The organism is Streptomyces sp. NPDC004629 (assembly GCF_042873595.1).
GTDB lineage: Bacteria > Actinomycetota > Actinomycetes > Streptomycetales > Streptomycetaceae > Streptomyces.
The window spans coordinates 46,822-69,772 of the sequence record NZ_JBIALO010000036.1; the positions used below are offsets into that span (position 1 = coordinate 46,822).

Below are 22,951 nucleotides of genomic sequence, written 5' to 3' on the forward strand. Positions count from 1 at the left end.
GGCGGAATCAACATGCGGCTCCGCCACGCGGGCGCGCCCAGCCACAACGGGGACCGTGCCCCGAAGGGGCGCGGGGAACTGCGCGACCAGCCACAACAAACCCGCAGCCAACCGACAACCCACCACACCCCAAGCCCCAACGGCGCCGCAGACGAAAACCGGCCAACCCGGCGGAGCCCTAGCGGGCGAACTTCCGCACCGCCAGCGGAAAGAACACCGCGAGCAGCGCGACCGGCCAGATCACCGCGGCCCAGATCTGCCCGCCCGCTCCCCCCTGCCCGCCGAGCAACTCCCGTACGGCGGTGGCGGTGTGGGACAGCGGGTTCCACTGGACGGCCGTGCCCAGCCAGCCGGGCATGGCGTCGGGCGTGGCGAAGGCGTTGGACAGGAAGCCGACCGGCCAGACGAGGATCTGCACGGCCTGGACCAGCTCCGGCCGGCCGGCGACCAGGGCGAGGTAGATGCCGATCCACAGCATCGCGAAGCGGAAGAGCAGCAACAGGCCGAAGGCCGCGAGGAAGGCCCCCGCCCCGCCGTGCGGCCGCCAGCCCACCGCGCCGGCCACCCCGGCCATCAGCACGAGCCCGGCCGCCGACTGGAGCATGTCGGCGGCCGAACGGCCCACCAGCACCGCCCCGTTGGCCATCGGCATGGCGCGGAAGCGGTCGATGACGCCCTTGTTGAGGTCCTGGGTGACGGCAAGCATCGTGCCCTCAAGCCCGAAGGCCATGGTGAGCGCGAGCATGCCGGGCACCAGGTAGTCGACGTAGTCGCCGCGCACGCCCCGGCCGCCGCCGACCAGGTAGCCGAACATCAGCAGCAGCATCACGGGGAAGAGCAGGGCGACGAGCAACGACCCGGGCTGCCGTGCCCAGTGGGCGAGTTCGCGGCGGGTCATGGCCCATGAGTCGGTCAGGGCGTGGCTGCTCACACGGTCTCCTTGGTCCGGTCGGTACGGTCCTTGCGCCCCGTCAGGTGCAGGAACACCTCGTCCAGGGTCGGCCGGCGCAAGGCGATGTCCGCCGCCTCGATACCCGAGCCCTCAAGGGCCCGTACGACCCCGGAGAGCGCCGCCATCCGGTCGGTGACCGGGGCGCTGAGCAGCCGGCGGTCGGTGTCGACGGTGACGTCCGCGGCGCGCAGCGGCAACAGGGCGAGCGCCGCGTCCAGTTGGCCGGCGTCGCGCAGCACGACGTCGATGCGGTCGCCGCCGGTGAGTGCCTTCAGTTCGTCGGCGGTGCCGTCGGCGACGACCCGGCCGTGGTCGACGACCGAGATGCGGTCGGCGAGTTGGTCGGCCTCCTCCAGGTACTGGGTGGTGAGCAGGACCGTCGTACCGCCGCCGACCAGGGAGCGGACCGAGGTCCACACCTCGGTCCGGCCCCGCGGGTCGAGGCCGGTGGTCGGCTCGTCCAGGAACAGCACGTCGGGCTCGGTGATCAGGGAGGCGGCGAGGTCGAGACGGCGGCGCATGCCGCCGCTGTAGGCGCGGACCGGCCGGCGGCCGGTGTCGGCGAGGCCGAATCGCTCCAGGAGTTCGCCGGCACGCACGCGCGCGTGGCGGGCGCCCAGGTGGTGGAGGCGGCCGAACATCTCCAGGTTCTGCCGGCCGCTCAGCTCCTCGTCGAGGGCCGCGTGCTGGCCCAGCAGCCCGATCCGGCGGCGCACCGCTGGGGCCCGGGTCAGCACGTCGTGCCCGGCCACCTCGATCCGGCCGCCGTCGGGCCTGAGCAGGGTGGACAGGATCCGGACCAGGGTCGTCTTGCCCGCGCCGTTGGGGCCGAGGATCCCGTGCACCGTGCCGCGGGCGACCGTGAGGTCGAGCCCGTCCAGCGCGGGTCTGCCGCCGTATGTCTTGCGTGCCGCGTCGACGCTGATCGCCGCTTCGGTCACTGCCGCTCCCTCGTTAGTCAAACTTGACTACTAGACCCGAAGTTAACTCCTCCCCACCCGATTGGTCAAACTTGATTAGCGGTTGTCCCCGGGATGCGGCTCACCCGTCGCGTACGGGTTCCGCTCGCCGTCCCCGAGCACCCCGATGAACTGGGCGCCCTCCCCCGCGAACGTGTACGCGCCCGCCTCGATGCGCTCGATCAGCCCCCGCGTCCACTCGGCCTCCGCGTCGGCCGTGTGGAGCCAGAGGTTCATGATCTCGCCGATGTGTCCGTACTGCCCCGGACCCTCCTCGGGCACATAGTCCTCGGTGACGGCGGAGCGCCACTCCTCGATCCGCCGGATCCGCTCCTTCAGCAGCGCCACCGCCTCGGTCCGCGGCAGGTCGACGATGAAGCCGATGGCGGCCGACTTGACGTCCATCCGCTGGTCGTACGAGGTCAGCGCCTCGCGCACCAGCCGGAAGTACTCCTCGGTGCCCGCCTCGGTAATCTCGTACTCCGTGCGCGGCGGGCCGCCGGCGGTGGACGGCGCGATCTCGTGCGCGCGCAGCAGGCCCTGCTTGGCCATCTGCTTCAGGGCGTGGTAGATCGAGCCTGGCTTGGCGTTGGACCACTCGTGCGCGCCCCAGTACTCCAGGTCGTTGCGCACCTGATACCCGTGGGCCCGCCCGTGCTGGCGGACGGCGCCCAACACGAGAAGACGGATCGCTGACATGCGAACCAGGTTATGACCCCCAGATCACCAGGCCACGCGCCCCGCATACAGAAACCGCCCCACGCACAGAAACCGCCCCGCGTGCGGGCACCGCCAACCCGCCAAAGCCGCCCGCCCATGAGAGGCGCCCGCTCGCAGACACCGGCAGCCGCCGAAGTGCCCCCGGAGGAGCCCCCGCCCCTTCGGGAATCGCCGTTCTCCGGGGCCGCTAGAACGGGAAAGAAGTTCGGCCGTGCTGTACCGAGATCCACTTCAGGGTCGTGAACGCGGCCAGCGTCGTCTCGCCGTTCAGGCGGCCGATCCCGGAGTGCTTCTCGCCGCCGAAGGGCACCAGCGGCTCGTCGTGGACCGTGCCGTCGTTGACGTGGAACATCCCCGTGTCGACCCGCTTGGCGAACGCCACGCCCCGTTCGATGTCGGCCGTGTGCACCGCGCCGCTCAGCCCGTACGGGGTGTCGTTGACGATGCGGACCGCCTCCTCCTCGCCGTCGAACGGTACGAGCAGGGCGACCGGGCCGAAAATCTCCTTGCGCAACAGCGGGGAGCGGGGCGGTACGTCCGTCAGGACGGAGGGCTCGACCAGGTTGTCGGTCGTCGTGCCGCGCACCAGGACGGTGGCACCCTCGGCCTCGGCCTGCTCGATGGCGGCCGAGATGGCGTTCGCCTGGAGGGAGTTGATGACCGGCCCGATGACCGTCTGCGGGTCGCTCGGGTCGCCCGTCTTCAGCGTCCTGACCTTGGCCACGAACTTCTCGGTGAACTCGTCCGCGACCGAACGGTCCACCAGGACCCGGTTGGCGGCCATGCAGACCTGGCCCTGGTCGACGTACCGGCTGAAGACGGCCGCGTCGACCGCGTAGTCGAGGTCGGCGTCGTCGAGGACCACCAGGGCGCTGTTGCCGGCGAGTTCCAGCACCGTCCGCTTGAGCTGGCCGGCGCAGACGGTGGCGACGTGCCGGCCCACCTTCTCGGAACCGGTGAAGGAGATCACGTTGGGGACCGGGTGCTCGATGAAGGCGTCACCGATCTCGGCGATGTCGGTGAGCACCACGTTCAGCAGCCCGGCCGGCAGTCCCGCGTCCTCGAAGAGCCGGGCGAGCAGCGTGCCGCCGCAGATCGGGGTGTCCTGGTGGGGCTTGAGGACGACGGCGTTGCCCAGGGCGAGCGCCGAGGCGACCGGCTTGATCGACAGCAGGAAGGGGAAGTTGAAGGCGCTGATGACACCGATCACGCCGACCGGGACGCGGTAGACCCGGTTCTCCTTGCTGTCGCTCGGGGACGGCAGGAGCCTGCCCTCGCAGCGCAGCGCCAACTGGGCCGCCTCGCGCAGGAACTCCTTGGCGAGGTGGATCTCGAAGCGGGCCTTCAGGAGTGTGCCGCCCAGTTCCGCGACGATCATGTCGGTGATCTGCTGTTCCCGCTCCTCGACCAGGCGCAGGACCCGCTCGAACAGGAGGCGGCGGGCGTAGGGATTGGTCTCGGCCCACTCGCGCTGGGCGCGGGCCGCGGCCCGGTAGGCCAGATCGACCTCGTCGACGGTGGCTATGGTGATCGAGGCCAGTTTCTCGCCGTCGTACGGGTTGAAGTCGATGATGTCCCAGGAACCGGTGCCCGGGCGCCACTCACCGTCGATGTACTGCTGGGCCAGGTCGGTGAAGCAGGACGACATGTGATCCCTCGATCCCCTTGCTGCCGAGGCAGCCAGCCAGAAACCCGATCAACTTCACGGCTGATCACGCTCACGGTCTCATCACGCTGATCAGGCGTCATCGTACTTGTGTCGGCGGTGAGTTGGGGTGTCACCTGGGGATACGAATGTCCGTGGGCGCGGATCCGCCCCGCCGGACAGGGGCGCGATCAGGACAGCTGGAGCAGCCCCCGCAGCAGATCACGGCTCTCGTCAGGACCGGGGCTGTCCTGCTGCAACTCCTTCAGCGCGTGCTCGTACTGGGCGACGTCCTCGCGTTTGTCCAGATACAGCGCGCTGGTGAGCTGCTCCAGGTAGACCACATCGGACAGATCGGACTCGGGGAAGCTGAGGATGGTGAAGGCGCCGCTCTCTCCGGAGTGCCCGCCGAAGCCGAACGGCATGATCTGCAACCGCACGTTGGGCCGCTCGGAGATCTCGATCAGGTGCTGGAGCTGGCCGCGCATCACTTCCCGGTCGCCGTAGGGGCGGCGCAGGGCGGCCTCGTCCAGGACGATGTGGAACTCGGGTGCGTTCTCGGCGACGAGGTACTTCTGCCGTTCGAGGCGCAGCGTGACGCGCCGCTCCACGTCGGCGACGCTCGCGCCCTTCATGCCGCGCCGCACGACCGCACGGGCGTACTCCTCGGTCTGCAGCAGACCATGCACGAACTGCACCTCGTACACCCTGATGAGGGAGGCGGCGCCTTCCAGGCCCACATAGGTGGGGAACCAACTGGGCAGTACGTCGGAGTAGCTGTGCCACCAGCCGGCCACGTTCGCCTCCCGGGCGAGCGAGAGCAGCGACTCGCGCTCCGCCTCGTCCGTGATGCCGTACAGCGTCAACAGGTCTTCCACGTCCCGCGTCTTGAAGCTCACCCGGCCCAGCTCCATCCGGCTGATCTTCGACTCCGAGGCACGGATCGAGTAACCCGCGGCCTCGCGCGTGATGCCGCGAGACTCACGCAGTCGCCTGAGTTGCGAGCCGAGCAGCATGCGTCGCACCACCGATCCGGGCTCTCCCGCGCTCACGTTCGCCAGCCTCCCCAACCGTCTTCAAGGGCCGAAGTCTGCCACTAAAACACTTCGAGCAGTACTCGTCCGGTTACGGAAACGGAAAGACGCCAAAGTTCTCCCGCAGGAAGGAGCCAGGAAGGAGCAGGGAACCGGCGAGCCACGGGCGCGAGGTTGGCGGAAAAAATGACCAAGAAGTGGTACGGGAGGGAGCAATTCGGCCTCGTGCACGTGCATCTGCCCTTGCATCTGCTGTGCGCATCCGAAACCATGGTCCCGCGCCACCGCTGCATCGCAACGACCGCGAATTCCCGGGAGTGCCTCGCATGGGGACGAATGGATCGACCATGCTCAAGCCGTTACGGCAGGGCCTTCCGCCACTGGACCCCGCGGCCGTGTCCAGCGCCGCCTCCTGCGCCCTGCCCGCCCGGTACGAGGCGGTGCGCGAGGCCCGGCGGTTCACCCGCGGCACCCTCGACCTGTGGGACGTCGGCGACCGCTTCGACGACATATGCCTGGTCGTCTCGGAACTCGTCACCAACGCCCTGCGGCACGCGCTGCCGGGCGACGGCGGCGTCGACCCGTCCGCGGCGGTGCGGCTGCACCTGATGCGCTGGGCCGAGCGGCTGGTGTGCGCGGTGCGCGACCCCAGCCACGAGACCCCGGTCGCCCATGCCGCCGAGGACCATGTCGCGGAGTCGGGGCGCGGGCTGTTCCTCGTCGACTCCTTCAGCGACAGCTGGGGCTGGCACCCGCTCGCGGGCACCCTCAGCGGCAAGGTCGTCTGGGCCCTGTTCCGGCTCCCGCCGGGCGTCTGACGCGGCACGGCACCGTCCGACGCCGGCGTTCTACGCGCGTCCCCCCGGCCTCGTGGGGTGGCGCGCCGACGCCTGCCCGGGGCGTCGGCGTCAGCTCGTTATCAGGTGGTCGAACTCGCCGTCCTTGATCCCGAGCAGCATCGCCTCGATCTCCGCGCGCGTGTAGACGAGCGCGGGTCCGTCGGGGTAGCGGGAGTTGCGGACGGCCACGTCTCCGCCGGGCAGCCGGGCGAACTCCACGCAGGAGCCCTGGGAGTTGCTGTACCGGCTCTTCTGCCAGGCCACGCCGGCCAGCTGCGTGGCAGCCATGCCGTTGTACACGTCGTACCCCCCGTACCCGCCGTCAACGTCGAGGTTCACAGGTTGCTCCCCGCTGGTGCACTGGCTGGTGTGGCCATTGATGCAGTGGTCAACTGATCGGGATCATAACCCTGTCCATGTGCAGATGCATGGGCAGATGCACGTGCACGCGGGGTGTTCCTCCGGTTACAGCTTTGACGACCCTTTTACCGAAGCCCTTCAAGCGTCTGCCCCAGGCTTGGCATGACATGCGTACGCCAACCCCCGTCCATGATCTTCCACGCCATCATCTGTGCGGGGTCGTCCGGATCGAATCCCTCGTGCACTAGGAACAGACGCGTGCCGCGCCCTTCCTGTTCCAGTGTCCACGTGATGGTCCAGTCCGCGGGATTGGCCGGATCGGCGTCCGCCCACCGGACCGACAGCGTCCGCTCGGCGTCGTAGGCGAGAACCTGCACGTCGACGACGCCGGAGAAGCGGGAGTTGGGACGCGGGACCGAGGTCATCCGGTACCGGTGGCCGACCTTGAGCCGGAACTGCTCCGCGCCGGGCATCTGCCACTGCGCGAGCAGGTCGGGCTCGGTGAGGGCACGCCAGACCTTGGCGGGCGGATGCGGGAGGAACTGGTCGACGCGGATGGTGGTGAGGCCGCCCGCGTCGCCTGCGTCGCCTTCTGGGGGGTGGGTGCTCATGAGCGGTCATCGTCGGGCATGCGGTCGAGCAGTTCGCCGAGCCCTTTCAGACGGTCGCGCCAGAACCGCTCGTACGGATGGAGCCAGTCCTGCAACTCGGCGAGCGGCGCCGCCTCCAGGCGGTAGATGCGCTGCCGACCGGAGCGCTGCTCGGAGACGAGGCCGGCCGCCCGGAGCACCTTGAGGTGCTCCGAGAGGCTGGGGCGCCGCATCGCGAAGTGATCGGCCAGGGCCTGGACGGGCTGCGGCCCGCCGTCGCGCAGGAGCCGCAACACCTCGCGCCGGGTGGCGTTGGCGAGCGCGGCGAAGACGCGGTCCTCGGCGTCCTCGTGGGCCCAGGTCGTCGTCATGCGTTCCTTCCCGCCTAGGACATCGGCCGGACAAGTCCTAGTGCCGAGCCTCCGTGAGCAGCATCAGACCGTTGCCGTCCGGGTCCCGGAAGGAGGCCATCCGGCCCCACGGGAACTCGTCCGGGCCCTGCACGGCGGTGCCCGCCTCGGCGAGCCGCGCGCAGTCGGCGTCGACATCGGTCGTCACCAACATGATCCCCCGGCTCGAACCGGGTTCGAAATCGCCCATCCCCGGCCCGGAGAGCGTGAAGACGGTCTGTGCACCCTCGGGGGCGACCTGGAGCCATCGGCCCTGGGGCGTGTCGAGGTCGGCGGTGACCCGGAAACCGAGCACATCGGTATAGAAGCGCAGGGCACGGGCCTGGTCGGCGACGGGGAGTGTGACGAACGAGGCGTGTGTGATGGTCATGCGCCCGACCATAGGTAGGAGGTTCCCTACGCGTCAAACGTAGGGAACCTCCTACCTGTTTGTGTGGGGCGCCTCACAGCACCCGGGGGCACTCTCAGCGGCTGGAGTAGGGCAGCAGGGCCATCTCCCGGGCGTTCTTGATCGCACGGGCCAGGAGCCGCTGCTGCTGCACGGTGACGTGCGTGACACGCCGGCTGCGGATCTTGCCGCGGTCCGAGATGAACCTGCGCAGCAGATCGGTGTCCTTGTAGTCGATGTACTCGATCCCGGCCTGCTCCAGCGGGTTGGGCCGGTTCTTGACGGGCTTGCGCTCACTCTTGCGGGGCACGGCGGTTCAGACCTCCAGGAGGGTGTCGAAGGCGGGCGGCAGCCGCTTCCAGGCGTCGCGCCCGGCGGCGTACTCGGCGTCGGTCAGCAGGCAGGACTCCAGCAGCCGCGCCAGTCCGTCGCGGTCGAGTCCGGGGGAGGTGAAGACGAGGTGCTGGCAGCGGTCGCCGTGCTCCGGGTGCCAGTCCAGCGCGGCGGCGGCACGGCGCACCGGCGGGATCATGTCCCAGGCGGCGTCGGGCAGTGCGGCCAGCCAGGGCCCCGTGCTCTCCACGCACAGGGCCCCGCCCGCCGCGTCCCAGTGCAGCAACGTGTCGGGACGGTCGGCGAGCCAGAACCGTCCCCGGCTGCGGGCGGCGGCGCAGGTCACGTCCTCCAGCGCCGCGTACAGCCGCTCCGGGTGGAACGGCCGGTGCCGGCGCCAGACGAAGGTGGCGACACCGTGCGCGTCGGCCTCCGCGGGCAGCAGGGCGCAGGCCGGGTGCTGGGCCGCCGCGGCGGCCTCCACGTCGAATCCGGCGAGGGCAGCACGCGCGAGCGCCGAGAGCGGACGGCCGTCCGCCGGGCCCACCGCGTTCACCCCGTCCGCGTCCCCCGCCTCCGTGCCGTCCCGGTCCCGGGGTGCGCCGACTTCACCGGCGCCGACCTGCTCGACCGGGTGCCCTGCGGCGCCGCCGAACGACCGGCTGTCCGCGATCGGGACCTGCCGGGCCGTCGGGTGGAGCTGCGACAGCAGTTCGCGGTCCTCGTCGTCGGCCTCGGGGGAAACGGCAACGGCGAGCACCGGGGCGTACTCCAGTTGCCGGGCGAAGGTGTCGGCGACCGTGCGCTGGTCGGTGGCCGCCGCCGCGAGCCCGCGCTCGGCGAGGTCGTCGCCGTTGCCGAGATAGGGCAGCACCAGGGCCGGGTCGACGGCGGTGATCACGCCGGTGACGGTGAGCCCGCCCCCGGTGACCACCTCCGCCATCGCCTTGGGCTCGACCGAGTCCCACAGCTCGACGACCGCGAGCCGGGTCCGCCCGTCCCGTGCGAGCCGGCGCAGCTCGGGCACCAGGTCCTCGCGCAGCGCGCAGCACGCGCAGTCGTTGACGAGGGGCGCCTCGCCGACGGCCAGCAGCCCGCCGGCGTCGCGGACCGTGCGCACCACCGTGCCGGCCGGGGCCGTCTCCAGGTCGTGGTGGAGTACGACGCTGCCGGGCACGTCGGCGAGGAGCCGCGCCACGGCCGTCCTGCGGGCGTCGGCGTGCAGCCCGCCGACGATCACGACCGAGAGGCTCACGCTCCGCCCCGTTTCCCGTACCGCCGTTCGAAGCGCTCGACGCGCCCCGCCGTGTCCAGAACGCGGGCGGTGCCCGTGTAGAAGGGGTGGCTGACGTTCGAGATCTCGACGTCCACCACCGGGTAGGTGTTGCCGTCCTCCCACTCGATGGTCTTCTCGCTGGTCATGGTCGACCGGGTGAGGAAGGCGTGGTTCGCGGCCCGGTCCCGGAAGACCACGGGACCGTAGGCCGGGTGGATTTCCTTGCGCATGGCGGGGGTTCAGCGCTCCTCTCGGAAGTCGACGTGCCGGCCGAGGACCGGGTCGTACTTGCGCAGAGTCATGCGGTCCGGGTCGTTGCGGCGGTTCTTGCGGGTCACGTAGGTGAAGCCGGTCCCGCCGGTGGACCGGAGCTTGATGACCGGACGAAGTTCATTGCGAGCCATGCTGCTATGTTACTGAAAATGAATTCCATTAACAGTAGTAGTCGAGGAGAGGTACATCACCCATGTCCGCCCACTGCATGCTGACCGGCGCACAGCCCGGCTTCGGCAACCGCATCTCCCACTCCCACCGGCGCACGTCCCGCCGCTTCGACCCCAACATCCAGACCAAGCGCTACTGGCTGCCGGCCGAGGGCCGCTACGTACGGCTGCGGCTGAGCACAAAGGCGATCAAGACGGTCGACGCGATCGGCGTCGAGGCGGCCGTGGCGCGCATCCGCGCGCGCGGAGTGAAGGTCTGAGGAAGACGGGAGAACGCCATGGCGAAGAAGAGCAAGATCGCGAAGAACGAGGAACGGCGGCGGACCGTCGCCCGGTACGCCGCCCGCCGCGCCGAGCTGAAGGAGATCATCCGGCGGCCGTCCACCACCGAGGAGCAGCGGCTCGCCGCGCAGCGGGAACTGCGCGGGCAGCCGCGCGACGCCAGCGCCACGCGCGTGCGCAACCGTGACCAGGTGGACGGCCGTCCGCGCGGCTACCTCCGCCCCTTCGGCCTGTCCCGGATCAACCTGCGCGAGCTGGCGCACCGCGGACACCTGCCCGGCGTACGGAAGTCCTCCTGGTAAGTCCTGGTAGCTTGCTGCGGTCGTGCGACAGGCCGGCTACAGCTTGGGAGCTTCCAGTGACTTCGGCGACTAGGACGGTGCGGATCGCGGCCACGGCCGCGGGGCTGACGGGCGCGCTCGCGCTGACCGCGTGCGGTGACGGCGACTCCAAGGACGACGCCTCACCGCGTCCGAGCGCGTCCGCGGCCCCCTCGGCCCCCTCGGCCCCTTCGTCCACCTCGGGCACCGGCGGTGCCACGGCCTCGTCCGGCCCCCTCCAGGGCAGCTGGCTCACCACGTCCGGCGGCAAGGCCGTGGCCCTGGTGATCACCGGCGAGCGGGCCGGGCTCTTCGCGACCGGCGGTGCCGTGTGCAGCGGGACCGCCGGCCAGGAGTCGGGCATGCAGATGATCCATCTGACCTGTACGGACGGCAGCGTCGACCGGAAGTCCGGGATGGTCGACTCCGTGAACGGGGACACCCTGAAGGTGACCTGGTCAGGCAAGCTGGGCCAGGAGACCTACGCCAAGGCCGAGGGCGGCAAGCTGCCGACGGGGCTGCCCACGGCGAACCTCGGTTCCTGACCCGGAGGACGAGGGGGCGCGCGATCGCGTGCGGGCGCCAGGCATGATGATGCTGGGTACACCGTCACGACCTCGACAGGGACCCCACATATGCGCGCCATTCCGCTCACCGTCACCGTCCTCGCCACCGCCCTCGCCCTGACCGCCTGCGACGACGGCGGCGGCACGAACGGCAAGGGCGGCTCGGCCTGCGCCGTCGGCGGGGTCTCCGTGCAGATCGGGTCGGCGAGCGTGGCCCCGGCCGCCGGTGACACGGGTGAGGTGCCCGTCAGCATCACCAACCAGAGCGCGCCGTGCACCCTGGACGACTTCGCCGGCGTCGCCCTGGACGCCGGCGGCACCCGGGTCGCCGTCCCCGCCCTGAAGGACGCGAAGGCGCAGAAGCTGAAGCTCGCCAAGGGCGACTCCGCGTCCTTCACGATCAGCTATGTGCGCGGTGCGGCGGGCGACGGGACCAGTGTGGCGGCGAAGACGGTGGAGATCAGCCTGCCGGGCTCCAAGGACGTCAAGAGCTTCCCGTGGACGTACGGACCCGTCGCGGGCAAGGCCGGCCAGGACACCCCGGACGCCTCCGTGGGCGCCTTCCAGCAGTCCGGCGACTGAGCCCGGACACACCGCACCTCCGGACCCACGCTCACTCCACCCAACGGCGGGGCGCGACCCGAGCCCGGTCCGCCGCACGGGCACCCTCCACTCAGCCGGCCGCGTCACCGACCCCACTCGTACGGCATGAGACGCCACCCAGCAATCCAGCGACCGAACCCAGACCACACCCGCACCCCCTGGGCCCACGCTCACTCCACCTCACGACGAGACACCACCCGAGCCCGGTCCGCCGCACGAGCACCCTCCACCCAACCCACCGCGTCACCCACCCCACGCAGCCGGGTCGAGGTCGTGTGCGGGAACATGCGCTCCATGTGTTCGCTCACCGCGACCTCCCGGGTGGCCAGGACCGGGAGCAGTTCGGGGCCGGCCTGGGTCTCGGCGGCAGCCGTGAGGCGATCGCCGACGCGGTGCGCGTAGGCCGCGAGGAACGCCTGCCGGAAGGTCTTGGTCCGCTTGCGTCCGCCCGCCCGCTGCGCCGCCTCCGCCTTCGTCATCGCGTGCGTGGCCTGCACCAGGAGCGAGGTGTAGAGCAGCTCGACCGCCTCCAGGTCCGCCGCGAAACCGACGACCGTGGAGAAGCCGAACGGCTCGTGCCACACCGCGCGGCAGTGGTTCGCGGTGGCGACCGCGTCCAGCAGCACCGCCTTGGCCTGCTCGTAGGGCGGCTCGACCCCGATCCGCCAGGCGCCGGGCGCATCCGGAGCGGGCGCCTCGACGGCCAGCAGCGCCTCATCGATGCTGTGCCGGGCCATCAGCTCCTGCGCCTTGGCGCTCAGCGCCTCCGCCTCCTCCGGAAACCCGGTCGCCTCCGCCTTGGCGAGCAGCGCACGGATCCGGCCGAGCATGCGGGCGGCCGGACGCCCCCGGTCCGGCCCTTGCCCGCCCGGGCCCGGCCGAGCGCTCGGGGGATCGGCCAGCGTTTCCAGGGCGGGCAGCCGCAGCAGCAGCCGGTACAGCTCCAGGACGGCGACCGCGTGCGAGAAGCGGTCCGTCCCGCGCGCGGGAGCGGCCGGAAGGTCGGCGAGCTGCGCCGCCCAGCGCGGGCCGCGGGGCCGGTCGGCCGCCGCCTGCGCGCGGATCAGCGCCGCCGCCGGCCCGACGTGCACGTCCTCCAGTTCGCGCCGCACCATCCGGACGACATCGGCGGGCTGCCAGCCGCGCCGCCAGCACGCCGCCACGAACTCCTCGCCGCGCCGGGCGAGTTCGGCGTCCGCGGCGAGGTCGGCCGCGAGGAGGGACGCACCCGTGTCGAGGCCGGAATCGGTGCCGTTGTAGAGGGCGGCCCGGAAGGCCCGCTCCACGGTGCTGGTCGTCTTGCTGCTCACTCGTCGATCGTGCCACGCACCACCGACAGCGGCCCGCGCCGTCCACACCCTGTGGACAACTCCCCGCCCGGGGCGCCGGTCGGAGCGGGGAGCCTGGACGCCGATCCTGACGCGGGCTCTGGACGCCGATCCTGGCGCGGGCTCTGAGCACCGATCCGGGAGGGGGCTCGGGGCGCGGACCCGGGCGGGGGCGGGGCGCGGACCCGGGCGGGGGCTCGGGGCGCGGACCCGGGCGGGGGCGCGGACCTGACGGCGCCGGTGCGGGCGGCCCCGGTCCGCGATTTTCGCTCGCCTCCGCCGGAACGCGCGGCCACGCCTCGGGCGCGTCCGCGTCTTCAGCCGACGGTGTTCGCAGAGCCGGCGGTGCGGCTCGCGGTGTCCCCATGGGGCGCCACCGAGGTGTCAACTTCAGGTTGACACCTTAGGGGCTGTCAACCTAAGGTTGACACATGACGACCAATCGCGGAGTCGGCGGGACCATCCGTCTCGACGACCTCATCGACGCCATCAAGAAGGTCCACACCGAACCCCTCGACCAGCTCCAGGACGCGGTGATCGCCGCCGACCACCTGGGCGACGTGGCCGACCACCTGATCGGGCACTTCGTGGACCAGGCGCGGCGCTCGGGCGCGTCCTGGACCGAGATCGGCAAGAGCATGGGGGTCACCCGGCAGGCGGCCCAGAAGCGCTTCGTACCGAAGGAGTCGATCGACCTCGACCCCAACCAGGGGTTCAGCCGCTACACCCCGCGCGCCCGGAACGTGGTGATCTCCGCGCACGCCAAGGCCAAGGAGTCCGGCAACGCCGAGGGCGTGCCCGAACACCTCGTCCTCGGGCTGCTCTCCGAGCCGGAGGCCATGGCCGCGAAGGCGATCACCGCACAGGGCGTGTCGCTTGAGGCGGCCCGCGAGGCGGCCACCGCGGCGCTGCCGCCCGCCGCCGAGGACGCGCCGGATCTGGTCCCCTACGGCTCGAACGCCAAGAAGGTCCTGGAACTCACCTTCCGCGAGGCCCTGCGGCTCGGCCACAACTACATCGGCACCGAGCACATCCTGCTGGCCCTGCTGGAGCACGAGAACGGCGAGGGTGTGCTCAGCGGCCTCGGCATCGACAAGCCGGCGACGGAGCGGTACGTCGCCGAGACGCTGGAGGAAATCGTCCAGCGTCACAAGGAGCAGGACGAACAGAGCGACTGAGGCACGAGGAACGCGCCTGAGGAACCGGCGGACTGAGGCACGAGGAACGCGGCTCGCGGGCGGAGGCACAAGAACACGCGCCACGGGCTGAAATCGCAGGTCAGGGCCGATTGTCAGACCCGCCTGCCACACTCGCGGACATGACCGACCGGTGGGCGCTCGCTCCGGCCGAGGACGGTGGCGTGGACATCGCCCCCCTCGGTCCGGACGGGCTGCCCGCCGGTCCGGTGCGGCGGGAGCCCGATCTCGCCGGGGCGGTACGGGACCGGCCTGAGGTGACGCGCTGGGTGTGGCGGTCGACCTCCGAGGTCTACCCGCGTCTGCTTGCCACGGGGGTGCGAGTGGACAGGTGCTACGACGTCGAGGACGCCGAGATACTCCTGCTGGGCCACGAGGGGCGGTACGGCGAGCCACGCTCGGCCGCCGCCGCCCTGGCCCGGCTGCGCGGCGGCCCCGTACCGCCCGATCCGCCGCTGCGCCCGGCCGAACCCGGCGCGCAGTCACCGCTGTTCGAGCCGCAGGGCACCCGTCTGCCGCTCGACGACCTGATCGCGGTCTACGCCGAGCAGCAGCGGCGGCACGCCAGGGCGGCCCATCCCGACCGGATGCGGCTGCTGACGGCGGCCGAGTCGGCGGGGATGCTGGTGGCCGCCGAGATGAACCGCGCGGGCCTGCCCTGGCGCGCGGACGTGCACCGCGAGGTGCTGGACGGCCTGCTCGGCGAGCGGTACGCGGGCGGGGGCGAACCGCGCCGGCTGGCCGAGCTGGCGGACGAGGTGTCGGCGGCGTTCGGCCGACGGGTGCGGCCCGATCTGCCGGCGGATGTGATCAAGGCCTTCGCGCAGGCCGGGATCAAGGTGAAGTCCACCCGTCGCTGGGAGATCGAGTCCGTCGACCACCCGGCGGTCGGACCGCTGCTGGAGTACAAGAAGCTGTACCGCGTCTGGGTGGCGCACGGCTGGACCTGGTTGCAGGACTGGGTGCGGGAGGGCCGGTTCCGGCCCGAGTTCCTCGCCGGCGGGACGGTCACCGGGCGCTGGGTGACCAACGGCGGGGGCGCGCTGCAGATCCCCAAGGTGATCCGGCGGGCCGTGGTCGCCGAACCCGGCTGGCGGCTCGTCGTGGCCGACGCCGACCAGATGGAACCGCGCGTGCTCGCGGCGATCTCCCGCGACCCCGGTCTGATGGAGGTGGCCGGACGCGCGACCGACCTGTACCAGTCGGTCTCCGACCACGCCTTCTCCGGCGACCGCGCCCAGGCCAAGCTCGCCGTGCTCGGCGCGGTCTACGGCCAGACCTCCGGCGACGGCCTGAAGAACCTCGCCGCGCTCAGACGCCGCTTCCCGCAGGCGGTGGCGTACGTGGACGAGGCGGCCCGGGCCGGCGAGGAGGGCCGGCTGGTGCGGACCTGGCTGGGACGGACCTGCCCGCCGGCGGCCGGGGCCGGTGCCGCCGAGGAGGCCGGCCTCCCCCAGGAGGAGCCGGGCCAGCCGCCCGCCGAGGGCTGGCAGCCGGGGTACGCCTCGACCAACGCCCGCGCCCGAGGCCGCTTCGCCCGTAACTTCGTCGTCCAGGGCAGCGCGGCCGACTGGGCCCTGCTGCTGCTCGCGGCGCTGCGCAGGACGTGCGCGGACATGGCGGCCGAACTGGTGTTCTTCCAGCATGACGAGGTGATCGTGCACTGCCCGAAGGAGGAGGCCGACGCCGTCGTCGCGGCGATCGCGCAGGCGGCAGACCTGGCGGGGCGGCTGACATTCGGCGACACACCGGTGCGGTTTCCGTTCACGACGGCCGTGGTGGAGTGCTACGCGGACGCCAAGTGACCGCCGCCCCCACCGGGCCCTCCGGGCGGCCACCGCGGCTCGAACGGAGCCGCCCGGCCGACGGCGGCTGATGCTGTGTCGGACGACGCGCGGCTGAGGCCATGTCAGGCGGGCTGGCGGGCTGGCGGGCTGGCGGGCTGGCGGGCTGGCGGGCGAGCCGTATCAGAGGACGGTCAGGCGGCCGAGGCCGAGTCGGACGACGGACTGGCGGCTGAAGCAGCGGCACACGACGGGCGGACGAACGGCCGAAACCGCACCAGGCGACAGGCTGACGGCCGAGCCGGGTCAGATGACGTTACGGACGGCCGGGGCCGGGTCAGATGACGGGCGGGCGGCCGAGGCGGGTCAGTTGCCATACCGTCCGCCACCGCATGGGGCGACGCTCGCCGGGCGGCAGCCGCAGCCCCTCCACGAAGCCGCCGCACCAGGCCCGCAGCCCGCCGGTCGACCGGGTGCGGAGGAGCGTGAGGAGCGTCCACACCCCGAGGTGGGCCGGGATCAGGGCGAGGGGCAGCCGGCGCCGGACCAGCCAGACGCGGTTTCGGGCGGTCACCCGGTAGTAGATGGCGTGCCGGGCCGGCGAGGTCCTGGGGTGCCGCAGCAGCAGTTCGGGCGCGTAGAGGATCTTCCAGCCGGCGTCGGCCGCCCGCCACGCGAGGTCCGTCTCCTCGTGCGCGAAGAAGAACTCGGCGGGCCAGTCCCCGGTCTCGGCCAGCATGGCCATGCTCAGCGCGTGCCCGCCGCCGAGGAAACCGGTGACGTAACCGCCGCGCATCGGATCGGAGTTGCCGACCCGGGGCACGTGCCGCTGCTGGGTCTGTCCCGTCTCGTCGGCGATACGGAAGCCGACGATGCCCAGCCGGGCGTCGGCGGCGTACAGATCGCGTACGCGCCGCAGCACGTCGGAGTCGACGAGCAACCCGTCGTCGTCCAGTTCGACGACCACGTCGACGTCGCCGAACTCCCGCAGTCGGGCGAGGGCGACGTTGCGGCCGCCGGGACAGCCGAGGTTCTCCTCGACGTCGATGGTGGTGACCTCGCCGGGCAGCGACAGCCGCCGGGCGAACTCGGGCAGCCGGCAGCCGTTTCCGACGATCACGATCCGGTCGGGGGCGAGGTCCTGCTTGGCCACGGACTCCAGCAGGGCGTCGACCTCGGCGGGCCGGTTGCCCATGGTCACCACGGCGACGGCGATCCTCGGCTGCACCACGTCCCTCACCCCATCCGACCGTCGGCGGCAGCCGCGCCCGGCCGCGCGGCTGCCCACCGTTCACCAAGATGTTCCCTCAGATCCGCTGATACCCCGGACTCCGCTTCACTTTCTCGCCCCTTTACTCCCTCTTTGACCCCCATTTTCCCCACCGGGCCTCCCGACCCCCCCGGCAAGAAGCGTGCCCTTCGGCCTGCTTGACCCTGCCGACCGGCTCCGCCTACCAGGCGCTGATCGCCGTACTCCTGGCGGTCGAAACGGCGGAGGGAACTCTTGGCGGAAGCCGGAACGAACGCGGGGGCAGAACTGAGACCGTCGACAGCCGCGCCCCGCACCAAGCACCGCCACCACATCCGCTGAACGAAAAAACCCAGCTCAGGCTGGATCTGAGCTGGGTTTCGGTGGAGCCGCTTTCGGGATTCGAACCCGAGACCTACGCATTACGAGACCGTGAGCGTTCGTGTTGCATGGTGCCGGGTCGTGCTTCTGGGTGACGTCTTGCCTGATCAGAACACGTCCGGCTGGTTGGTCTGTGCTACCTCGTATTACGTCGTCCGAAGGCGTCCGGCCACCAGCTGGCCACCGAGAAGGGCACCTCGGGTGGCAAAGAGCCGGAGCACCGGGGTTGTCACCTTCTCACAGACTGCGAAAATCCCGCAGCCAATCGTATGCCACCCCGTGATTGGCTCCACTCGTCATCCCGATCGCGTCCCATGAAGCCCCCGGGATCGAACGGGCTTTCTTCGCGATCGCGCGCCCGCCACACAGTAGGTGTTTGCGCCTACCGACGCTCGCGGGCACTGGCCAGCACCGGCTCGCTGTGTTCGATCGCGAGGTACGTTTCGGCAGTCACTCCCTCCAGGAGCCCGCTCTCCTCCGAGTCCTCCAGGGACACCTCAACCTGACGCCCCAACAGCAGATCGCTCCAGGACTGTGCATCAGCCTGCGCAAAGCCGCGGCGGACATCTACGCGCAGGCGGTGGCCGCGCTCTGCCTCCTGCTCGTAGTAGGCACGGCGGGTGGCTCGGCTGTACACCTCGCGCTCCTCGTCGTCGACACCGTGACGCGGCCTGACAAGGTCGGGCAGGAACAGGGACTCACTCACTGGCATCTCGGTCTGCGCCTGGTGCAGGGCGGCGCACGCGGCGAAAAGCCGTCGGGACATGCCTAGGTGGAGGCCAGTCCCAGGAAGACGGGCGGCGATAAAGTCGCTGGCGTCCTCGTGTGATCGCAACGCGGCCTCGCCGGTCACGGATTCGGAGCGCAGTCGGTATCGAATCTGCCGGATTGGCTCGTCATGCTCCACGGGAGTCAGGGATCCCGTGCGATGTCGCAACCGCGCGGAACGCGCCTTGCTGACGGGTATGAGGCGGAGATCTTCCACTGCTCCGAAGGCGATTGCCTGGTAGGCCATCAACTGTGACCGGGCCACTGCCAGCAGCGCCTCCACATCTTCCGCAATGTGGTCCTCAGCCCCGTCCGGCGGCGGTCCGAGCGGCGGGAGCACGCTGCCGCCATCAGGAGGCGGCGGTGTGATCGACGTGGTGTCTATCGTCATGAACAGGTAGTCGTCCTCCCACCTCTTCCGGTCTGGCAAGGAGGTGCCGCACAGTACCTGCCGGTGGGGGACGGTCATGAGGTCACTGCCGCCGTTCAGCTGCACCTTGCCGTCCTTCAGACGCCCCTCGCCGAGGTGGCGGCCGGCTTTGGCTTCGACGAGCCAGGGAAGCCGCGGACTCGGATGCGTGCCCCATAGATCGGGCAGCCGGAGACTCGCGTCCAGGGACCCCTGGTTCCCGTTGGGGCCGCCGGCCTCGATGTGCCGCGTACTTCCCAGACCAGACATGCCGACACACGCCCACTGCGCCATGGTCATCCCCAGGTGGTAGCCGAACGCCGAGTGAGCGCTGCGCTCGGTCCCGTGCTGATAGACGGCGCTGACGAACAGACGACGCCCGGCCGCGTAATCCGGCCCCGACACATCCTTCATGTACAGGTAGGCCTGCAACGGTGCCACCCGCGCGATGAATTCGTTCACCGCCAGCCAGGGCGTCTTCCGAAGCCACGGCGCCAGATCCCGCCCGACGCCCGTGGCCGCCTGCAGGATCTGCCGCCACGCGGTCGTCACCAAGTAGAAGCCGTCGCCGGGCAGCTGGCCCACAGCGGGCCACGGGTCCACGGCGCTCTTCCACTGCGCCTCAGGGGGACGCCGGAGCTCACCAGTACTGCGCACCACAACGGGTACGTCCACGGCATCCGACACTTCGAAGAGGTAGTCGACAGCGTCCTCAGGCGGCATCATCACCATGAGCCACACCCTGTCACGTCTTCACTGTATTGGGGGCCGCCAGCAGCCTCCACCGCATCCCTCGCGTTCCCAGGCCGGTGAGAAGGACAAACGAGCGGCCCCTTGGCGTGCTCGATGTTCAGGTGCAGCTTGGAGCGGACCCGGTAGACGGCAGTCAGGTGCGGGTCGTCGTCTTCGAGGATGGTCTCGGTCACGGTGTAGCCCTCTATGCGCTAGCGCACGCGGGTGGGCATGGAGGTGGCGTCGAGGGGTGCCAAGTGGGGGTCGTAGGCGACGGTGAAGTGGTCGCCATTGCGAGCGAGCGTCATGTGCTGTCCTGCGCGGTGGTGCCGCAGCAGATCCGGACGGTGACGCTGTAGAGGGGGGCGCGGATGATGGTCGCCACGCCGTCACCCCAGGTGGGGTGAAGGGCCGTCGCTGGCCCGCACACAGGGTGTCGTCGCTGGCCAGACGGTCAGGGCGCTGGGACCCGGCCTTTGGCTGCAGCCGTCGGTCACGCCGTTACCTGGGCGTTCTCGGCCCAGTCGGCGCGAGCGTCGGCCAGGTCGGCGGCGACTTGGTCGAGGCAGTCGGCCTGCGCCCGCAGCTTGGCCGCGACGTCCGTGACGCCCTGGGGGTCCAAGTCCTCCATCACGCAGTCCTCGACGACCGCGATGGTCGCGGTTGGGACACGGTGGTCGGGGACGGAGGAATGCGGGGAGCACGTGATCGTCGCGCAGAACACGTTCTCTTCGTAGATTTCGCGCCCCCCATCGATGCCGAACGGAGTGTTGATCACCATCGGCTGGCCAGGGAAGGCCTGGTAGTGCGTCACATCAGACAGGTGGAAGTGCAGCTTCGCGACGGGCAGATCGGTCTTGCTCGGGTCGTCCTCGGCCCACGCCGGGAGGTGGCCGCTCACGGTCGTCCCGCTCTCGGTACTGATGGACCAGGTGCGTGCCCTTGGCACGGCCGACTCCTGGGCCGTGAACGCGCCGCGCAGGTACTCCAGCATTTCGGCCGGGGCCGCGCCGACCGGCGTCACCAGGAAGCGGCGGCCGTCGCGCTCGCGGAAGTAGAGCGGCTCGGTCAGCGAGTCACCGTTGGGGCCGTCGGCCGGAATCTGGGTGATGTCGTGCTCGGCGAGGAACTCGGTGAGGGCTCGGCGGGCCTCGGCGGCCTTACCGGCCCTGTGGCGGGCGATGGTGAAGGCGATGTCCTCCACGGTTGCGGCGGGGTCGTCGGACTCGCCGACCATTTCCTTGACGTAGTCGACGAAAGCGGTGACCTTCGGCTCACCGTCGGTGGTGAGGAATCGGTCGAGGTTGTCGAGAACCCGGGCGGCCGACAGCTTCGGCTGGGTGCCGTCGACGATGTCCGCCAACGCCTCCAGGCGGGGCAGGGTGGCGCGGATGTTGGCGACCTCGGTGCGCAGCCCATCGGGGGTGAGATCGGCCTCGCAATACCCGATGAACGGGGCGAGGCCGGGACCGCCGTCACGGCCGTCCTCGGCCATGACACGGGCGTCCAGGACGGTCCCGCCGCCGGGCTGATCGATGGTGACGTCGTGGGAGATGTGCATCTCATGGTCGCCGGTGACGGTGCACCACGACCAGACGACGCACGCCGGCGCGGACGGGACGAGGGTGAGGGTGGCGCGATCGTGGACGGCGGGCTCGGTGGGGCGGGCGTCGGTGTTGAACTGTGACGGGGTGGCGAGGGCGGCAGCGGACTGTACGGTGTGGTTCACGATCACTCCTGGTCGGTTCAGATTCTCTTCACGCCTCGGACCCAATCCCCGTGAACATCGGATCCGAGGCCGCTTGCCTCTTGTCTTAGTGGCCTTGGCGGATCGGGTGGGGCTGCCCCTTCTCCGTTCAGGTGAGCGCCGCCTCAAGGTCGGTTACCGTCTGGTAGGTCGCGCGTAAAATGCGCACTTTCGAAGATCTTGAGCGTCGTGGGCGGTAGCTCCCCCGGAGGTGCTGTGCTGCCTGCGCCGCCGTGACGGTGCGGGCGAGGCAGGCGGTCGCAGCGTCGTGGTCGGTCTTGCGCGGCTTGTACGCGGCGACGATCCGGGCGACCTGCGGGCGGGTGTAGTCGCGTACGCAGTGGGTGCCGGTGGCTCGGCCGCCGCATACGGTGCCGCAGGTGCGGGCCACGGCGGCGCGCTCGACGCCGGGACGCCACGCGGCAGGGAGGCTGGCGGCGCACCACCGACTATGGCGCGGGATCTCCGCAGAGCAGATCGCGGCTGCGACGGACCTTTGGCAGGGCCGCTACTGCCTACTCGCTGCCATGGCCAACGGACGGCTCGTCCTGGCCGAGATGCCAGATAGTGGCGCACATGGTGACAGGTGCGCGGCGCTGAGCTGGTTCCCCGGGACCGGCACCACCGAGCGGGGCACCGCCATCCCACCGGAACCCGCGACGTCAGTTCGTCGCCCAGAGCGACAGGCGGCATCTTCGCTGCACACGCTTCCGCCAGGACCTTGCCCACCGATTCCCAGACACTTACGAACCGCTGCCACGCGGTCTCCGCCTCGCAAGGCTCGGTTTAACGATCGCTGCTGCGCGGCGCGCTCACACTCCTGCCACGTGTTCCTACGAACCGTCAATTAATCGTGTACAGCACAGACCCTCTTCTATCGCTCACGGCAGACACGAAGGGCTGGATTCCTTGATCCAATCCATGTCAACGTAGGGGTATTAGAAAAACTGTCTCGCCAGTGAAGAAAAACCTCCCGCGAGGCCCAGGTATCTGACTGCCGACACAGGCATCTGTGAATTGATTGATAAACACCAAGCGTACGGGAGTTTCACACGTGGCTCCAGATAACCCGACCACAAAAAGAATTCGCACCCCATTGCCGAAGTGGCTGGCTAACCGCCCTCGTGACCACAGGGGTTACCCGATCACCTACGTCACAGCAATTCGCCCCGATGGCCTCCCCGACTTCACCGAACTGGACGGTGCTCGACGCCTGGAGTGCATCCGCGACGAGCTGTGCGGTTTGTGCGGTGACCCTCTTCGCTACTGGCGTGCAGTTATCGGCGGCCCGTCGGTGATTCGGCTTCGCCTGACGCTGGATCCTCCCATGCACGTTGAGTGTGCAACCTTTGCAGCAACAGACAGGTCTGCTGGCTGCCCTTTCCTGCTGAACACTGGCACGGCCCGTTACTCAAAACCTGCTGTGCCGGAAACGTCGGAGCGCCCCAGTCGGATGTTCTTGGCCACCACACGCTCTCACCAGTTGGAGCGTGATGGCTCCGACGTCCTAGCTCGCTGCGCGACGTTCAAAAACGTGTGGGAGATCCAGGATGGCAGGCTGATAGCCCTTCCAGAAAATATCTCCTGACTTCAGGGCGGATGGCGCAGCAGGCACGCCGGAAGTCCCTCGCCCCGGC

General features: G+C 70.4%; 27 protein-coding genes and 1 pseudogene. 9 read left to right on the forward strand and 19 right to left on the reverse strand.

Going from position 1 to position 22,951, the window contains the following annotated elements:
- Positions 1 to 178: 178 nt before the first annotated feature.
- The 5 genes from ACFYTE_RS36155 to ACFYTE_RS36175 all read right to left on the reverse strand — a co-directional run bounded on the left by ACFYTE_RS36155 (position 179) and on the right by ACFYTE_RS36175 (position 5,292).
- A complete protein-coding gene (locus tag ACFYTE_RS36155; RefSeq protein WP_388719818.1) occupies positions 179 to 931 on the reverse strand; it encodes an ABC transporter permease in 753 nt (250 codons plus the stop codon).
- Positions 928 to 1,893 carry an ATP-binding cassette domain-containing protein gene (locus ACFYTE_RS36160; protein ID WP_388719821.1) on the reverse strand — a complete coding sequence of 322 codons (966 nt, stop codon included), beginning with the start codon at positions 1,891 to 1,893 and terminating at the stop codon, positions 928 to 930. Before ACFYTE_RS36160 ends, ACFYTE_RS36155 begins: the two co-directional genes overlap by 4 nt.
- 75 nt (positions 1,894 to 1,968) lie before the next feature.
- A complete protein-coding gene (locus ACFYTE_RS36165) occupies positions 1,969 to 2,610 on the reverse strand; it encodes a PadR family transcriptional regulator (protein WP_388719825.1) in 642 nt (213 codons plus the stop codon).
- Positions 2,611 to 2,818: 208 nt separating this feature from the next.
- Positions 2,819 to 4,279 carry an aldehyde dehydrogenase family protein gene (locus tag ACFYTE_RS36170; protein WP_388719829.1) on the reverse strand — a complete coding sequence of 487 codons (1,461 nt, stop codon included), beginning with the start codon at positions 4,277 to 4,279 and terminating at the stop codon, positions 2,819 to 2,821.
- Between the two features lie 188 nt (positions 4,280 to 4,467).
- Entirely contained in the window at positions 4,468 to 5,292 is an 825-nt protein-coding gene (locus ACFYTE_RS36175; RefSeq protein WP_388719929.1) for a helix-turn-helix domain-containing protein, read from the reverse strand.
- Between the two features lie 365 nt (positions 5,293 to 5,657).
- On the opposite strand from ACFYTE_RS36175, the gene ACFYTE_RS36180 reads away from it, so the two are divergent.
- Positions 5,658 to 6,128, forward strand: a complete 471-nt coding sequence (locus ACFYTE_RS36180) for an ATP-binding protein (protein ID WP_388719832.1) — start codon at positions 5,658 to 5,660, stop codon at positions 6,126 to 6,128.
- Between the two features lie 90 nt (positions 6,129 to 6,218).
- Here the strand turns inward: ACFYTE_RS36180 and ACFYTE_RS36185 are convergent, their stop codons facing one another.
- The 8 genes from ACFYTE_RS36185 to rpmG form a co-directional block, all read right to left on the reverse strand.
- Positions 6,219 to 6,437, reverse strand: a complete 219-nt coding sequence (locus ACFYTE_RS36185; RefSeq protein ID WP_388719932.1) for a DUF397 domain-containing protein — start codon at positions 6,435 to 6,437, stop codon at positions 6,219 to 6,221.
- A 197-nt stretch (positions 6,438 to 6,634) separates the two neighbouring features.
- A complete protein-coding gene (locus ACFYTE_RS36190; RefSeq protein WP_388719835.1) occupies positions 6,635 to 7,120 on the reverse strand; it encodes an SRPBCC domain-containing protein in 486 nt (161 codons plus the stop codon).
- A complete protein-coding gene (locus tag ACFYTE_RS36195) occupies positions 7,117 to 7,470 on the reverse strand; it encodes an ArsR/SmtB family transcription factor (protein ID WP_388719838.1) in 354 nt (117 codons plus the stop codon). Before ACFYTE_RS36195 ends, ACFYTE_RS36190 begins: the two co-directional genes overlap by 4 nt.
- A gap of 37 nt (positions 7,471 to 7,507) precedes the next feature.
- A complete protein-coding gene (locus tag ACFYTE_RS36200; protein WP_388719841.1) occupies positions 7,508 to 7,879 on the reverse strand; it encodes a VOC family protein in 372 nt (123 codons plus the stop codon).
- A gap of 94 nt (positions 7,880 to 7,973) precedes the next feature.
- Positions 7,974 to 8,207, reverse strand: coding sequence for a 30S ribosomal protein S18 (gene rpsR / locus ACFYTE_RS36205; protein ID WP_388719844.1), 234 nt, complete (start codon positions 8,205 to 8,207; stop codon positions 7,974 to 7,976).
- Positions 8,208 to 8,213: 6 nt separating this feature from the next.
- Complete coding sequence (locus ACFYTE_RS36210; RefSeq protein WP_388719847.1) at positions 8,214 to 9,485, reverse strand: CobW family GTP-binding protein; 1,272 nt, start codon at positions 9,483 to 9,485, stop codon at positions 8,214 to 8,216.
- The gene (locus ACFYTE_RS36215; RefSeq protein ID WP_388719850.1) at positions 9,482 to 9,736 is read right to left on the reverse strand and encodes a type B 50S ribosomal protein L31; all 255 of its coding nucleotides are present in this window, start codon (positions 9,734 to 9,736) and stop codon (positions 9,482 to 9,484) included. Before ACFYTE_RS36215 ends, ACFYTE_RS36210 begins: the two co-directional genes overlap by 4 nt.
- Positions 9,737 to 9,745: 9 nt before the next feature.
- The gene (gene rpmG, locus ACFYTE_RS36220; protein WP_388719853.1) at positions 9,746 to 9,910 is read right to left on the reverse strand and encodes a 50S ribosomal protein L33; all 165 of its coding nucleotides are present in this window, start codon (positions 9,908 to 9,910) and stop codon (positions 9,746 to 9,748) included.
- Between the two features lie 62 nt (positions 9,911 to 9,972).
- On the opposite strand from rpmG, the gene rpmB reads away from it, so the two are divergent.
- The 4 genes from rpmB (at position 9,973) to ACFYTE_RS36240 (ending at position 11,699) form a co-directional block, all read left to right on the forward strand.
- The gene (gene rpmB, locus ACFYTE_RS36225) at positions 9,973 to 10,209 is read left to right on the forward strand and encodes a 50S ribosomal protein L28 (RefSeq protein WP_388719855.1); all 237 of its coding nucleotides are present in this window, start codon (positions 9,973 to 9,975) and stop codon (positions 10,207 to 10,209) included.
- 18 nt (positions 10,210 to 10,227) lie between these two features.
- Positions 10,228 to 10,533: a 30S ribosomal protein S14 gene (gene rpsN, locus ACFYTE_RS36230; protein ID WP_388719857.1), complete on the forward strand. Its 306-nt coding sequence runs from the start codon at positions 10,228 to 10,230 to the stop codon at positions 10,531 to 10,533.
- Between the two features lie 56 nt (positions 10,534 to 10,589).
- Positions 10,590 to 11,096 (forward strand): hypothetical protein, encoded by a 507-nt coding sequence (locus ACFYTE_RS36235; protein WP_388719860.1) that lies wholly within the window; start codon positions 10,590 to 10,592, stop codon positions 11,094 to 11,096.
- Between the two features lie 90 nt (positions 11,097 to 11,186).
- On the forward strand, positions 11,187 to 11,699 hold the full coding sequence (locus ACFYTE_RS36240; protein WP_388719863.1) for a DUF4232 domain-containing protein: 513 nt from the start codon (positions 11,187 to 11,189) through the stop codon (positions 11,697 to 11,699).
- Between the two features lie 191 nt (positions 11,700 to 11,890).
- Here ACFYTE_RS36240 and ACFYTE_RS36245 read toward each other — a convergent pair whose 3' ends face one another.
- Positions 11,891 to 13,030: a DUF2786 domain-containing protein gene (locus ACFYTE_RS36245; protein WP_388719866.1), complete on the reverse strand. Its 1,140-nt coding sequence runs from the start codon at positions 13,028 to 13,030 to the stop codon at positions 11,891 to 11,893.
- Between the two features lie 656 nt (positions 13,031 to 13,686).
- Between ACFYTE_RS36245 and ACFYTE_RS36250 the strand changes: the two are divergent.
- From ACFYTE_RS36250 to ACFYTE_RS36260, 3 genes and pseudogenes are all read left to right on the forward strand, one after another.
- Positions 13,687 to 13,947: pseudogene (locus ACFYTE_RS36250) on the forward strand (Clp protease N-terminal domain-containing protein); the annotation flags it as partial.
- Between the two features lie 39 nt (positions 13,948 to 13,986).
- On the forward strand, positions 13,987 to 14,226 hold the full coding sequence (locus ACFYTE_RS36255) for a Clp protease N-terminal domain-containing protein (protein ID WP_388719935.1): 240 nt from the start codon (positions 13,987 to 13,989) through the stop codon (positions 14,224 to 14,226).
- A 140-nt stretch (positions 14,227 to 14,366) separates the two neighbouring features.
- Positions 14,367 to 16,049: a bifunctional 3'-5' exonuclease/DNA polymerase gene (locus tag ACFYTE_RS36260; protein WP_388719869.1), complete on the forward strand. Its 1,683-nt coding sequence runs from the start codon at positions 14,367 to 14,369 to the stop codon at positions 16,047 to 16,049.
- Between the two features lie 316 nt (positions 16,050 to 16,365).
- Here ACFYTE_RS36260 and ACFYTE_RS36265 read toward each other — a convergent pair whose 3' ends face one another.
- From ACFYTE_RS36265 to ACFYTE_RS36285, 5 genes are all read right to left on the reverse strand, one after another.
- On the reverse strand, positions 16,366 to 17,259 hold the full coding sequence (locus tag ACFYTE_RS36265; protein ID WP_388719872.1) for a glycosyltransferase family 2 protein: 894 nt from the start codon (positions 17,257 to 17,259) through the stop codon (positions 16,366 to 16,368).
- Positions 17,260 to 18,040: 781 nt separating this feature from the next.
- Positions 18,041 to 19,567 carry a hypothetical protein gene (locus ACFYTE_RS36270; RefSeq protein WP_388719875.1) on the reverse strand — a complete coding sequence of 509 codons (1,527 nt, stop codon included), beginning with the start codon at positions 19,565 to 19,567 and terminating at the stop codon, positions 18,041 to 18,043.
- The gene (locus ACFYTE_RS36275; RefSeq protein WP_388719878.1) at positions 19,561 to 19,761 is read right to left on the reverse strand and encodes a hypothetical protein; all 201 of its coding nucleotides are present in this window, start codon (positions 19,759 to 19,761) and stop codon (positions 19,561 to 19,563) included. The genes ACFYTE_RS36270 and ACFYTE_RS36275 overlap by 7 nt, the downstream gene beginning before the upstream one ends.
- A gap of 299 nt (positions 19,762 to 20,060) precedes the next feature.
- Complete coding sequence (locus ACFYTE_RS36280; RefSeq protein WP_388719880.1) at positions 20,061 to 21,296, reverse strand: DUF6907 domain-containing protein; 1,236 nt, start codon at positions 21,294 to 21,296, stop codon at positions 20,061 to 20,063.
- A 127-nt stretch (positions 21,297 to 21,423) separates the two neighbouring features.
- On the reverse strand, positions 21,424 to 21,705 hold the full coding sequence (locus tag ACFYTE_RS36285; RefSeq protein WP_388719884.1) for a hypothetical protein: 282 nt from the start codon (positions 21,703 to 21,705) through the stop codon (positions 21,424 to 21,426).
- A 663-nt stretch (positions 21,706 to 22,368) separates the two neighbouring features.
- Here ACFYTE_RS36285 and ACFYTE_RS36290 point away from each other — a divergent pair.
- Positions 22,369 to 22,902, forward strand: a complete 534-nt coding sequence (locus ACFYTE_RS36290) for a hypothetical protein (RefSeq protein WP_388719887.1) — start codon at positions 22,369 to 22,371, stop codon at positions 22,900 to 22,902.
- Positions 22,903 to 22,951 lie beyond the last annotated feature (49 nt).

Coding starts and splice junctions, on each gene's coding strand:
- ACFYTE_RS36170 (WP_388719829.1), bottom strand. CDS start 4,279: ATGTCGTCCTGCTTCACCGACCTGGCCCAGCAGTACATCGACGGTGAG.
- ACFYTE_RS36270 (WP_388719875.1), bottom strand. CDS start 19,567: ATGGTGATGATGCCGCCTGAGGACGCTGTCGACTACCTCTTCGAAGTG.
- ACFYTE_RS36180 (WP_388719832.1), top strand. CDS start 5,658: ATGCTCAAGCCGTTACGGCAGGGCCTTCCGCCACTGGACCCCGCGGCC.
- ACFYTE_RS36200 (WP_388719841.1), bottom strand. CDS start 7,879: ATGACCATCACACACGCCTCGTTCGTCACACTCCCCGTCGCCGACCAG.
- ACFYTE_RS36185 (WP_388719932.1), bottom strand. CDS start 6,437: ATGGCTGCCACGCAGCTGGCCGGCGTGGCCTGGCAGAAGAGCCGGTAC.
- ACFYTE_RS36175 (WP_388719929.1), bottom strand. CDS start 5,292: ATGCTGCTCGGCTCGCAACTCAGGCGACTGCGTGAGTCTCGCGGCATC.
- ACFYTE_RS36260 (WP_388719869.1), top strand. CDS start 14,367: ATGACCGACCGGTGGGCGCTCGCTCCGGCCGAGGACGGTGGCGTGGAC.
- ACFYTE_RS36215 (WP_388719850.1), bottom strand. CDS start 9,736: ATGCGCAAGGAAATCCACCCGGCCTACGGTCCCGTGGTCTTCCGGGAC.
- rpmG (WP_388719853.1), bottom strand. CDS start 9,910: ATGGCTCGCAATGAACTTCGTCCGGTCATCAAGCTCCGGTCCACCGGC.
- ACFYTE_RS36195 (WP_388719838.1), bottom strand. CDS start 7,470: ATGACGACGACCTGGGCCCACGAGGACGCCGAGGACCGCGTCTTCGCC.
- ACFYTE_RS36165 (WP_388719825.1), bottom strand. CDS start 2,610: ATGTCAGCGATCCGTCTTCTCGTGTTGGGCGCCGTCCGCCAGCACGGG.
- rpsN (WP_388719857.1), top strand. CDS start 10,228: ATGGCGAAGAAGAGCAAGATCGCGAAGAACGAGGAACGGCGGCGGACC.
- ACFYTE_RS36190 (WP_388719835.1), bottom strand. CDS start 7,120: ATGAGCACCCACCCCCCAGAAGGCGACGCAGGCGACGCGGGCGGCCTC.
- rpmB (WP_388719855.1), top strand. CDS start 9,973: ATGTCCGCCCACTGCATGCTGACCGGCGCACAGCCCGGCTTCGGCAAC.
- ACFYTE_RS36240 (WP_388719863.1), top strand. CDS start 11,187: ATGCGCGCCATTCCGCTCACCGTCACCGTCCTCGCCACCGCCCTCGCC.